The organism is Candidatus Nomurabacteria bacterium, assembly GCA_016699085.1.
Lineage (GTDB): Bacteria > Patescibacteriota > Minisyncoccia > Phycocordibacterales > UBA9973 > CAZLWF01.
This window is the reverse complement of record CP064958.1, coordinates 763917-776706: the sequence shown is the minus strand read 5'-3', so window position 1 is coordinate 776706 and position 12790 is coordinate 763917. Positions and strand designations below refer to the sequence as shown.

Sequence of the window (12790 nt, the reverse complement as noted above, 5' to 3'; positions counted from 1 at the left end):
ATTATATAATTTATATACACGGCCGTGTATATAAATTATATAATGCGAAGAAAATAAAAAATAAAAATAAAAACCCCGCCGAATAAATTTTCGACGAGGTATGTGTGTAGCCCAGGATATCGTTATATACCAATATCAACACCAAACATCACTCTATTTTCATTGAATTCAAAATCATGCGCTGGCATGACCCAAAATTTCGAATCCAGTTTTCTCACATTATATATTGCCACGGGCCCTATTCCGTGGAATCTCCATGCAATTGCACCCAGACTTACTTTCGTGGAAATATCATAAAGTGCAGTTGTCTTATACCAATAATTATCATTTCCGTCGCCCTTTTCCCAAAGGAATAGAAGTGAACTTCTATCTTTACCAAGCCATACACTTCCTGCAAATCGGTACAATGCAGGATTGTGTTCAATTCCTGCACTTAACCCGATATTCAACCAGCTTTTAGGTGAGTACGATAGACCAACTAGTGCTTCAGCCCAGTTTTGCTCAACCAATGTAAAACTGGTAAATGAAAACTTACTGGAATCACTAAAGGGTTTACTGATGAATACATTTACATCTGGCTCAATTGTGCCATCTAAAGTATAGCGGCCATAAACTTGCACCTGACCAGAAACAAATAATGGAAGAAAAAGATATTTCACTATTGCGAGAAAAATGAACAATTTTTTCATAGACTGAGTTTGTTTTGTTTGAATATATTGTATCACAATTATATATAAAAGTCAAGGTAATTGCGATACCGAGCTTTGTTTGTTACAGTAACTGTATGTCAATCAAAACTTTCTTAGTTAAAAAAATGTTGAAGTCCCGAGGTGTGCCCGATGAGCAAATCGATATGGTGATGGAGATCATGGATAAGGATCCGGATCTTTTCAAAAAAATTCAAGAAGAAATTAAAGCTGAAACCAAAAAAGGCATGAATGAGCAAATGGCGTCGCTCCTCATCATGAAGAAGTATCAGTCACAGCTGCAGAACTTGCTCAAAAAATAGTCATGAGTCTATCTATCGGTATTGTAGGCCTTCCTAATGTCGGCAAGTCGACGCTGTTTAATGCGCTTACGAAGAAAAGCGTTCCAGCTGAGAACTATCCATTCTGTACGATTGATCCATCAGTAGGTATTGTGCCCGTGCCTGATGAGCGTATTTGGAAACTTTCAGAGTTCTCCAAATCAAAGAAAACAATCCCTGGTGTAATCGAATTCGTCGACATTGCGGGACTTGTTGCAGGTGCATCCAAAGGTGAGGGACTTGGTAATAAATTCCTAGCGAACATTCGTGAGACTGATGCCATATTCGAAATGGTGCGGATTTTCCCAATCAAGGCAGATGCCGGTAATGATATTCAACATGTCTATGGTGATCTCGATCCACTCCGTGATATCAAAGTGATCAATCTTGAACTCATCATTGCCGATCTTGAAACAGCAACCAAGCGGCTCGGGAATATTGCCAAAGATATTAAAAAGGGTGATAAGGAAGCGATACTTGAGGAAGTAGTACTCAATAAAATTATTGTTGCTCTTGAGGCTGAGCAAATGGCAAATACCATCGCCTTCGATGAAAAAGAAATACTCAAAGCCAAGCAACTCTCGCTCCTTACCATGAAGCCCATTCTCTATGGGTTCAATAAACGTGCAGGGGCAAAAAATTTCGACGAAACAAATCCACAAGAATTTAAAGAATTGACTGAGTATATTGAAAGCACGAAAGCTAACTGGGTGCTCTTGGATGCAAAAATCGAAGATGAGCTCAAAGATTTCGAAGGTGGCGAGAAAAGGGAAATGCGTGAGGCACTCGGTGGCAATGATGATGGTATCAATAGTCTGATCACGTCTGGTTACAATCTATTGGAACTTGAGACATTTCTAACAACCGGTGAAGATGAGACACGTGCATGGACCATAGCAAAGGGTAGTTCTGCACCTATTGCTGGCACCGCGATCCATACAGATTTCAAAGATAAATTTATCCGAGCCGAAGTCATAAATTGGCGAACACTTATCGATGCGGGCTCATATGGTGAAGCTAGGGCCAAAGGCTTGGTTCGCACAGAAGGCAAGGATTATATTGTGAAAGACGGCGACGTGATTGAGTTTAAGATTTAGGGAAATAAAAAGAGGCTTTCATGGCCTCTTTTTTAAATGCTTAAATATCATCTGGTTTTTGTTTTTAAATCTATGAAACTATAATTTTTTGCCGTTTTTCCTCAGTAGTTTTTTCGACATCTTCCTGTATGTCCTCGATATTTTCTTGAATTTCATCGACATCTTCTTGGATCTCCTCAATGTCTTCAGAAACCTCCTCGAGTTCTTCGCTGTGTTTGTTGACGGTCATTTGGATAAAGATCGATAGATAGATTGCTTCGAGTGATACTAAAGTTGTTAGAACGAGCAGGATCTTATCGAAGCCTATATCTGTAGTAAAGGCGAGCACGAGCATGCCTGCAAAGAAAATAGTATGGACTACAAGCGAGTTAGTTGACCCGATCCATTTGGTAGCTCGGTCTGAAGCATGGCTTATTTTTTTGTTACGTTCATTACGATTTGGGAAATGCATAGTAGTGATAGAGAAACTTTCTGTAGTATACTATAAAGATACAAGAATAAACTATTTTTATGGATACATTATCACCTGATGTTGTGCAAAAAAGTCAAAAGACCAAACAGATTTTAAAATGGGCATTAGTACTCGGAATAGTTGTCGTGCTCAATCTTTTCTTCAACTATGCTATTTCGCTTATCTATAAAGCACCAGAATGGGAGAATTTTTGTACGTCAGATATTACAACCAAAGCCTACACAGACAAAGTTATGTGTGTCGCTGATGGCGGTCAATGGAATGAAACGACCGTGCCGATTTCGACGGATGCAAATGGTTTGACCAAACCGATACCAGTCGGCACAGAAATTAGTGGCTACTGCAATGCGACGTATAGTTGTCAGAAATCATATGATACTACTCATGCTCTCTACGATCGTAATGTATTTATCGTCCTAGTAATCTTGGGTGTTCTGTCGCTTGTCGCCGGTGCATACCTTACGACGTTCTCTGTAGTCTCGTTCGGGTTTTCATTTGGGGGTGTGATATCGCTTCTTGTCGGTGCGATGAGGTATTGGAGCAATATGCATGATTGGCTACGTGTTGCAGTGCTCGCAGCCGCGCTCATAGCACTCATATGGCTCGGGATTAAGAAGATCAAAGAATAAAACTAAACCTCGCTTTGGCGAGGTTTTTTTGTTATATTTTGTACATTCATGGAAAGCTATAATCACAAAGATATAGAGAAAAAATGGCAGGACGAATGGGAGAAGCAGAGTATTTATAGCGTCCCCGATACTCTAGTAGGTAAGAAAAATTTCTACGAATTAGTTGAGTTTACGTATCCATCCGGCAATCTCCACGTCGGTCATTGGTACGCTTTCTCTGTACCCGATATCCATGCTCGGTTTAAACGCATGCAAGGATACAACGTACTCTACCCGATGGGTTTTGATGCCTTTGGACTACCAGCAGAGAATGCTGCTATCAAACTCGGCGCTGATCCAAAAGTCTTAACCTATGAACAAATGGATAGAATGCGAATACAGTTTCGATCAATGGGTGCGATGTTTGACTGGGATCGTGAAGTTGTTTCTTGTGCCCCTGAATATTACAAATGGACACAATGGATGTTCAATCAATTCTTAAAAAAAGATCTGGTATACCGTGATGTGACAAAAGTAAACTGGTGTCCCAAAGATCAGACCGTGCTTGCCAACGAGCAAGTTGTCGATGGGTGTTGTGAACGATGTGGTAGTGAAGTAATTCAAAAGAATCAAGAGCAGTGGATGCTCAGGATTACCAAATATGCTGATCGATTGATTGATGATCTAGACACTCTTGCATGGCCGGAAGAAATCAAGGCAGCACAGCGAAATTGGATCGGGCGGAGTGAGGGAAGTGAGATCGAATTTCAAATTACGAATGACGAATTGCGAATTAAAGTTTTTACTACGCGCGCAGATACGCTTTTTGGGGTAACGTACATTGTACTTGCGCCGGAGCATGAACTTATTAAAAATTTAAAATTGCGAATTGCGAATTGGGATGAGGTAGAAGAATATATACATCAAACAAAAAAGAAATCAGAATTAGATCGACAGCAGTCAAAAGAAAAAACTGGCGTACAGCTCAAAGGAATTAAAGCAATCAATCCAGCCAATGGCGAGGAAGTTCCAGTGTGGGTTGCAGACTATGTACTAGCAGGTTACGGCACTGGTGCTGTTATGGCAGTTCCGGCACATGACGAGCGAGATTTTGAATTTGCTAGAAAATATCATCTCTCAATCATGAGGGTGATTGATGGAAATACAGATCACGGCAATGTTCCTTCTCAATATCGAGGTAATCCAAGTGATTATGTTGCGAATATTGCAACTGCAAAAGATTTTTGTTTTACCAGCGAAGGAATATTGATGCATTCTGGGAAATTTGATGGTTTAAATTCTAACGAAGCACGTATAAAAATCACTGAGTTTGTTGGAGGAAAAATGGTGAAAACCTATCGTCTGCGTGATTGGGGAATATCGCGCCAGCGTTACTGGGGTACACCGATTCCGATTGTGTATGATCCGAAGGGTAAGGCACATCCTGTACCAGATGAACATTTGCCATGGATTCTGCCGACTGATGTGGATCATACACCGGACGGTACAGCACCACTTGCTAGGAGTAAAGAATTATTTGAACGTACAGAGAAACTATTTGGCAAAGGTTGGAAACCAGAAGTCGAAACCATGGATACATTTATTGATTCATCATGGTACTTTTATCGTTACCTCGATAATCATAATAATGAAGCATTTGCAGCAAAAGAAAAGATTGATGCATGGATGCCGATTAATTTATATATGGGAGGAGCAGAACATACAACGATGCACCTACTGTATTCACGCTTTTGGGTCAAGGCAATGAAGGATTGTGGTCTGGTCACAGAAAATGAGCCGTATACAATACGTCGCAATCGGGGCATTATTTTAGGCCCTGATGGTAATAAAATGAGTAAATCGAAGGGTAACATCATCAACCCTGATGAAATAGTTGAGCGACTTGGTGCTGACACCGTACGAATGTACCTAGCGTTTATGGGCCCATATGGGGTGACAACAAACTATCCATGGGATCCAAATGGAGTTGTTGGTGTGCGGAGATTTTTAGAGCGAGTATGGCGTTTACAGTTTAAAATAGATAAACAAAAAAAAGTTTGCAAGACGGATAACCTTGTGCAAAAAACAATCAAAGGCGTGACAGAAGATATTGAAGAATATAAATTCAATACAGCGATTGCAAAGATGATGATACTCGTTAATGCACTTGAAAAAGAAGAAGCAATTGTAGAGAATTCATATAAAATTTTACTTCGCATACTTGCTCCATTTGCGTCCCATATAACCGAAGAACTCTGGCATGAGCTTGGAGAAAAAACATCTATCCATCTTGCTCTATGGCCGACGTTTGATCCAACGGTGATTATTGATGAGCAAGTTACTATCGTAGTACAGATAAATGGCAAAGTGCGATCGGAGCTAATGGTCCAGAAGGGAATCGAAGAGGAGACGATAAAAAATCTTGCACTTGCTGATGAGAAAATAATCCGTGCTCTCGAAGGCAAAACTATACAGAAAATAATTTATGTAAAAGATCGCCTACTTAGTATTGTTGTCTAGTGAGAAGACTATGGTAAAACGCATACTCGCAATACTAAACAAAGAGCTTTCGGTTAACCAAGCAGCACTTATATTAGGTGTATTTGCATTCCTGTCTCAAATTTTGGGACTATTGCGTGATCGAGCACTTGCACATTATTTGGGGCCGTCGCTTAGTCTTGATGTGTACTATGCCGCATTTCGTATCCCAGATTTTCTCTATACATCGATTGCATCGCTTGCTTCTGTCACGATTCTTCTACCATTTTTGATCGAACGAATACCGGCTGATAATAATGAGAATCTGCAGCAGGCAAAGAAATTGTTCTCTGATGTCTTTACAGTTTTCTTGAGTATCATAGGTATCGTTAGTCTTATTATTGCTATCTGCATGCCGTGGATTGCACATATCATTGCGCCTGGGTTTAGTGATGAAGGTATTGCAATGCTCGTCAAAGAAAGTCGGATTATGCTCCTGTCGCCCATACTACTCGGAGCATCAAATATATTTGGTAGTGCGACTCAAATGTTTAGACGATTCTTCGTCTATGCACTGTCACCTGTCTTTTATAACATAGGCATACTGATTGGTATTTTTGTATTACAGCCACTGTTTGGGATTTATGGTCTTGCTTGGGGTGTGGTGATCGGCGGACTGCTACATTTGGCTATCCAGCTGCCAGTCCTCATCAATCGCTCATTTTTGCCTAATTTTTCATGGCATATTGATTGGATAAGTATTCGCAAAGTGGTGTTTCTGTCGCTCCCGAGGACGCTTGGATTATCTCTATCTAATATTTCAACGCTTGTGTTGATTGCAATCATTTCGAAAATAGGCCAAGGGTCAATATCAATATTTAATTTCTCATACAATTTGCAGTCCGTACCGATAAGCATTATCGGTATTAGTTATTCTGTAGCATCCTTCCCGACACTAGTTAGATTTATCACCTCAAACGAACGTGAGCTTTTTGTGCGGCATATTATCGAAGCATCAAAGAAAATTATTTTTTGGTCACTACCGATTATTTTCCTCTTTATCATTCTCCGTGCTCAGATTGTTCGCGTTATATTGGGGTCAGGATCATTTTCGTGGACGCATACGCGTATTACTGCAGCAACACTTGCAATTTTTGCCGTATCACTAGTAGCACAGAGTTTGGTGCATCTTTTTGTACGTGGTTACTATGCAGCAGGCAATACGAAAAAGCCCCTCCTCATTAATTTATTCTGTGCTGCACTCACTATTGCTTCAGCGTATGGGCTACTTTATCTTTTTGACCATATTGCAACCTTCAGGTACTTTATTGAGTCCCTCTTGCGCGTTGATGGGCTGCCTGGAACAGAAATACTTATGTTGCCACTCGCGTATTCAATAGGTACGATCGTCAATTTCTTTTTGTTGTGGTTCATTTTCAAACGAGATTTTTGTGGCAGTGTAACGACAGAAATTTCACGTACCTTCTTGCAATCTGCAGCAGCGTCCTTTTTTATCGGTTTTGTAGCATATGAAATGCTAAATATTTTGGCCCCTGTATTTGATCTTGATACATTTGTAGGAATATTTTTACAAGGTTTCCTCTCAGGTATTGCTGGTATTCTCGCTGGAATTATTTTACTTATTGCATTGAAGAATACTGAATTTAAAGAGATACAATCAATGCTTGGCAAGAAATTAATCAAAGTGCCGCTTATTGCCGAAGAGCAAAGGGAACTATAGTTTATTACTACATATAAAAATTTGCTTTACTATAAACACTTTGTAAAATAAGTGTTTTTTGCTAGTATTGGCTCATGGATTTTAAGTCTATTAGAAACTTTAGCATCATAGCCCATATTGATCACGGCAAGTCGACATTGGCTGATCGGATGCTTGAACGCACTGGAACGATCGAAAAACGCAAAATGCGAGACCAAGTGTTAGATTCTATGGAACTTGAACGTGAGCGGGGAATTACGATCAAAATGCAGCCAGTTCGAATGGAGTATCTAAGTGGTGGAACTAACTATACGCTTAATCTTATTGATACCCCGGGACACATTGATTTCTCATATGAGGTCTCAAGAGCATTGAAAGCTGTCGAAGGATCAATATTGCTCGTCGATGCGACACAAGGAGTGCAGGCACAAACACTCACCACACTTACGATGGCGCAACATGCTGGTATTGTCATAATTCCTGTTGTTTCGAAAATTGATTCGCCACTTGCCCGAGTTGATGAGGTCAAACTTGAGATTGCAGAACTATTACACATTAGCCCTGATACAGTACTCGGTGTTTCTGGTAAAACCGGTGAAGGGGTGGAAACATTACTTGAGGCAATCATCGAGCGTGTGCCTCCGCCAGCAGCTTCTACCGAGCAAGGTCTGCGCGCACTCGTATTTGATTTTAAATATTCAAACCATGAAGGTGTAATTGTCTATGTGCGTATATTTGATGGTGCAGTAGCAAAAAATAGTGATTTGATTTTCAGAGTTGCTGATCAGAAATTTATTGCACTTGAAGTTGGTACCTTTTCTCCAGCTGAAACACCGCGCCCCCAACTGACTTCTGGAGAAATCGGCTATATCGTCACTGGAATAAAAAAGCCGGGTATTGCATCGGTTGGTGATACGATTACTGAGTTTAAGCATGCTCGTGAAGCATTGCCCGGTTACATGCAGCCGCGACCTGTTGTTTGGGCATCAATCTATCCTGAAAGCCAAGATGATTTTCCTCTTTTGAAAACTGCACTTGGCAAACTTCGGCTTTCGGACTCAGCGTTCTCGTTCGAGGAAGAAAGTTCTGGTGCATTAGGCCGAGGATTTCGATCGGGATTTCTTGGTATGCTTCATTTGGAGATTATCACCGAGCGGCTAAAGCGTGAATTTGATTTGAATTTAGTTATTACAACACCGTCGATTACCTATATGGTAAAACTCAAAAATAATAAAAATCTGACGGTCTACTCACCGCACCTTTTCCCGAACGATGGAGAAATTGTGTCAGTAGAAGAGCCATGGGTAACGGTGACCATTATTACGCCAGTTCGGTATCTAGGTGTGCTCATGCCGTTTCTCTATGACCATGAAGCTGAGGTTGGTGAGACTGAAAACTTCGGTGACAGCAGGTCGTCAGTTCAAGTCAAAATGCCACTGCGAGAATTGATGCGAGGATTTTTTGATGATTTGAAAAGTATTACTTCAGGCTATGCTTCGATTTCCTATGATATAGCAGAGCTACGACATGCTGATGTCACGAGACTCGATATTCATATTGGAGGGGAACCTGTGCCGGCATTTACCCGGATAATTTCCAAGCGTCGTGCGCTGGTAGAAGCAGAAGCTGCGACGACTAAACTCAAAGATATTCTGCCTCGGCAGCAATTTGAAATGAAAGTCCAAGGCATTGCGCTCGGCCGGATACTTTCTTCAGAAACTATTAAAGCGTTTCGTAAAGATGTGCTCATGCATGGCAGTAAGGTTGTCGGTGGTGGAGATGTTAGTAGAAAGAAGAAACTATTAGAAAAGCAGAAGCGAGGCAAAGCCAAAATGCGAGAAAACAGCAAGGTACATATACCTCACAGTGTCTTTTTGAAAATGATGAAAACTGGCGATAACTAGAGACTAAAAAGGCTCGGCATGTAGAGTAAAATCATTGAGACAATGATAAATGCGCCAAGTATAGTCCAGATAAGTGTTACCTTTTTCTTGTGTTTTCTATTGAATAACATATTGGTATACTAACATTATTCTCTCAAACTGTGTATAGACTATGAAGCGATTTCAACAAAAACAAGCATATAAGAAACTACTCTATTCACCTGTTGTTATAAGCGGGCTTTTGGTTATATGCATTCTCGTTACTATTGCTGCGATCGGTATGTACCAAAAAAGTAGAGAAGCCAGAGCAAATAAACTACAAGCACAAACAGAATACAATGCCCTCATCGCACAAGAAGCAAATCTAGAGAATGGTATTTCAAAACTAGAGACAACTGAAGGCATTGAAGAGAATTTGAGAGAAAAATACCGTGTCGGTAAAGAGGGTGAGCACCTGGTTGTCATCACAACTGATGCTGGTAATAAAAAGATTGCGGAAGAGCAATTGGCTGAAATGACAAAAGAGTCATGGTGGATGAAAGTAAAAGGATTTTTCGGAAAGATATTTTAATATTGCGGAATTGGTACAGTGGCAGCATGCGTCCTTCCCAAGGATGAGACACGAGTTCGATTCTCGTATTCCGCACAAAAAAGCGAAGTGTTTTTGTGCGGAATAGTGAGTAAATTATTTTACTCACGTACGGAATCGAACAGCGGAATCATATTTTTTTCAGTAGAAAAAAATGACGAGCTGGTGTCCCCGCCCGAACGACTATTCAGTCGGGCAGGCAGACCAAACATGAGCGACGGCGAATGTTTGAGTCGCGGACGATTCTCGTATTTCGTATATACTATAGTTGACTTAATAAATAAATATGTTAAAATTTAAAAAACTGAAAAATTATGGCATTTACTTACACAAGTACCTTCACGAATGTATATATAGTTGGGGAGCAATTAGCAAACAACAACAATAATCTTGAATTAGCTCGTAAACAAATGAAAGATATTGAAATAAAGTTTGCTGATGAGCTACACAAACGTGGCGTAAAATTTATTGAAACTGATGATGTTATGAATCTATCCTGGATGAAATTCCAATGGCAAACTCTGCGGTTGGCAATACCCGAGACTGAAATTACAAGGATTGTTGATCTTCTAGAGAAATGAGAATTTAAAGCTGACACCTGTCAGCTTTTATTTTTTGGGAAAATAAAGTAGTCACTACTATGTCTAGTTTTAGGTTTAATTCATATGCTATACTCTCCCCATGCAATTACATGAAGAATTTGGGGTAGACGGTAAACGAATAAGTCCGTCGCTGCCAGAAGGGATGAAGAACTATCTTATCGATATTGATGGCACTATTTGTGAAGATATTCCAAACGAAGAGCCAGAGCGAATGCTTACCGCTATCGAGATCCCCAATGCGCGAGATATTATCAATAAATGGCACGACGATGGTCATATCATAACCTTCTTTACCTCGAGACTGCCAGAACATCGGGAAAATACTGAGACGTGGCTCAAAGAACATGGATTTAAGTATCACGGCATAATATTTGGCAAACCTCGTGGCGGTAACTATCACTGGATCGATGATCGGACTGTTCGAGCGACTAGATTTGTAGGGAAATTTACTGAATTTGTTGAAGCAGAGAAGAAGATTTTGATATTTGAAGAATAAATAAAGATAGGGTTGACCCGGTAGTGAGACTTTGGTTTGTTATGTTCTACATATATTGTTTACAAAGTGAAAAGACAAAGAAGAGTTATATTTCGGTAGGATGTTTAAACGAAGGCTAAGAGATTATTTCAAAAATATTTTGTCCTAACCAAAGCTCTACTGCCGGGTTGACTCATATGCTATACTAAAAGTATAAAAGTAATTGCGGTTCGTCCGCTACCACTATGAAAAAAGTCACCGTCTACAGTACACCAAGTTGTCATTTCTGCCATATGGCAAAAGAATACTTTTCTGAACAGGGAATTGCATACGATGAATTTGATGTTGCATCAAATATGGAAAAGCGCATGGAAATGGTGAAGCGATCTGGACAGATGGGAGTACCAGTAATAACGATAGATAATGATATTGTTGTAGGGTTTAATAAACCTCGCATCATGGAACTTCTCGGTATTTAACATATGGTGATAAAACAGGTATGATGAAAAAGCACCCTGCATGTGTGGGGTACTTTTTCATTTGCCCTCGTAGTTAAACTTGCCCGCCCAATATTGCCCCCATAGTTCAATGGATAGAACAGTTCCGTCCTAAGGAATAGATCCCCGTTCGATTCGGAGTGGGGGCACAAGTATTTAGCAATATGGCGGGTGAAGATATAACTACTCCGTCCTAAGGAGTAATTGTAGGTTCGATTCCTGCCGAGGACACAATTTGTAATAAATAATAAATCCCCCAAAAATAATGGGGGATGAATAGTGCTGTTATATTAGTCTTAGCGTCTGGCAGCTACGTCGACGGTGTGAACAACAACAATATCCACAACCAAAGCTTTTCTCAACGCTTTTTCCAGAGTGTTGGGATATTTGATCAATGTTTCCATACGATCATTACAAACCTCGGGCATGTTTTGCGCAATACAGCTAATGAATTTTGCAGTCTGGGGGTGGAAAGGTGTTCTGTGATTTCATAACAGTTTTTTCCTTTTAAATGAACAAAATGATTGAGCCGATTTACTTTTTTTGAAAGTAGGGACGGTTTCTAACCTTTATTGTATTATACCATATTTATAACCATTTTGTCAATAAAGGAAGATAAACCGGAAAAAGAACTAAGTGGCAGACTTTTTAACCCCTTTATATTCTCTAGTATTGCCTTGTAATTTCTGGCAGCTTCGAAGATTTAGAAATTGCCTGTATAACATAAATTGACAAAATGTAATAAATGTGATACTCTATTGTTAGAGTAATTTAGAATAATTTTAAAATAATTCAGATATAAGCCTGCATCTAGCGAATTCAGACCAGTTTTAAGACCCCAAGCCGAGGCTTGGAAAATCAGCATTCCGCTGATCTGGATGCACACTATGGCTAATCGTTTTTCCCATTGTTCTGCGAGTATCTTCTCTACCCATCGCATTTACATGAGTGGTGGCTGGCAAGGTAAGCCTCCGTCCTGGAAGGAGTATCGTTTTGCGCTATGCTTTAAGTATCGGGAATATTTCGATTCATTAAAAGCAAAAGTCGCAAATGATGCAACGGTATGGAAGCAATCCGCTAGTGATATAACTAGATTGTACGGCTCAATTCGTTTTGATGTCATTGTCGGCAAGGGTCCATTTGGACTTTGGCGATACTTCGGACAGACGAGAGTTGTGACAATTTCGTTTACCTATCGGGCATGGGGTGACTTCATGGCTGCAGCTCTCAATGAGCGTGCAGATTACATGGAGTATGGTTGGTAAGGGAATATACGCAGAAGAAGGATCCAATATCTTGGGTCCTTTTCTTTTTATAGATGAATTGAAATCAATATAAATCT

General features: G+C 40.1%; 13 protein-coding genes and 2 tRNA genes. 13 read left to right on the top strand and 2 right to left on the bottom strand.

The genetic code is table 11. The annotated features are described in order from the left end of the window. Positions 1 to 122 precede the first annotated feature (122 nt). On the bottom strand, positions 123 to 689 hold the full coding sequence (locus IPF86_04305) for a hypothetical protein (protein ID QQR50266.1): 567 nt from the start codon (positions 687 to 689) through the stop codon (positions 123 to 125). Between the two features lie 95 nt (positions 690 to 784). Here IPF86_04305 and IPF86_04300 point away from each other — a divergent pair, with 95 nt between their 5' ends. Together IPF86_04300 and ychF are read left to right on the top strand one after the other, a co-directional pair. Then, entirely contained in the window at positions 785 to 1009 is a 225-nt protein-coding gene (locus IPF86_04300; protein ID QQR50265.1) for a hypothetical protein, read from the top strand. A 2-nt stretch (positions 1010 to 1011) separates the two neighbouring features. Then, positions 1012 to 2124: a redox-regulated ATPase YchF gene (gene ychF / locus IPF86_04295; GenBank protein ID QQR50264.1), complete on the top strand. Its 1113-nt coding sequence runs from the start codon at positions 1012 to 1014 to the stop codon at positions 2122 to 2124. 70 nt (positions 2125 to 2194) lie between these two features. Here ychF and IPF86_04290 read toward each other — a convergent pair whose 3' ends face one another. Beyond that, positions 2195 to 2575 carry a DUF1003 domain-containing protein gene (locus IPF86_04290; GenBank protein ID QQR50263.1) on the bottom strand — a complete coding sequence of 127 codons (381 nt, stop codon included), beginning with the start codon at positions 2573 to 2575 and terminating at the stop codon, positions 2195 to 2197. 59 nt (positions 2576 to 2634) lie between these two features. Here IPF86_04290 and IPF86_04285 point away from each other — a divergent pair, with 59 nt between their 5' ends. The 11 genes from IPF86_04285 to IPF86_04235 all read left to right on the top strand — a co-directional run bounded on the left by IPF86_04285 (position 2635) and on the right by IPF86_04235 (position 12713). Beyond that, a complete protein-coding gene (locus IPF86_04285) occupies positions 2635 to 3225 on the top strand; it encodes a hypothetical protein (protein ID QQR50262.1) in 591 nt (196 codons plus the stop codon). 48 nt (positions 3226 to 3273) lie between these two features. Next, positions 3274 to 5724, top strand: a complete 2451-nt coding sequence (locus tag IPF86_04280) for a leucine--tRNA ligase (protein ID QQR50261.1) — start codon at positions 3274 to 3276, stop codon at positions 5722 to 5724. 10 nt (positions 5725 to 5734) lie between these two features. Then, entirely contained in the window at positions 5735 to 7423 is a 1689-nt protein-coding gene (locus IPF86_04275; GenBank protein ID QQR50260.1) for a murein biosynthesis integral membrane protein MurJ, read from the top strand. Positions 7424 to 7497: 74 nt separating this feature from the next. Further along, positions 7498 to 9306 (top strand): elongation factor 4, encoded by a 1809-nt coding sequence (gene lepA, locus IPF86_04270; GenBank protein ID QQR50259.1) that lies wholly within the window; start codon positions 7498 to 7500, stop codon positions 9304 to 9306. Positions 9307 to 9457: 151 nt separating this feature from the next. Beyond that, on the top strand, positions 9458 to 9856 hold the full coding sequence (locus tag IPF86_04265) for a hypothetical protein (protein ID QQR50258.1): 399 nt from the start codon (positions 9458 to 9460) through the stop codon (positions 9854 to 9856). 4 nt (positions 9857 to 9860) lie between these two features. Next, positions 9861 to 9931: transfer RNA gene (locus IPF86_04260), tRNA-Gly, on the top strand. 257 nt (positions 9932 to 10188) lie between these two features. Beyond that, entirely contained in the window at positions 10189 to 10455 is a 267-nt protein-coding gene (locus tag IPF86_04255) for a hypothetical protein (protein ID QQR50257.1), read from the top strand. Positions 10456 to 10555: 100 nt separating this feature from the next. Then, entirely contained in the window at positions 10556 to 10972 is a 417-nt protein-coding gene (locus IPF86_04250) for a phosphoheptose isomerase (GenBank protein QQR50256.1), read from the top strand. A 224-nt stretch (positions 10973 to 11196) separates the two neighbouring features. Further along, positions 11197 to 11430, top strand: a complete 234-nt coding sequence (locus tag IPF86_04245; GenBank protein QQR50255.1) for a glutaredoxin family protein — start codon at positions 11197 to 11199, stop codon at positions 11428 to 11430. 95 nt (positions 11431 to 11525) lie between these two features. Then, positions 11526 to 11597 (top strand) — tRNA-Arg (locus tag IPF86_04240). Positions 11598 to 12335: 738 nt separating this feature from the next. After that, complete coding sequence (locus IPF86_04235; GenBank protein QQR50254.1) at positions 12336 to 12713, top strand: hypothetical protein; 378 nt, start codon at positions 12336 to 12338, stop codon at positions 12711 to 12713. Positions 12714 to 12790: the final 77 nt, after the last annotated feature.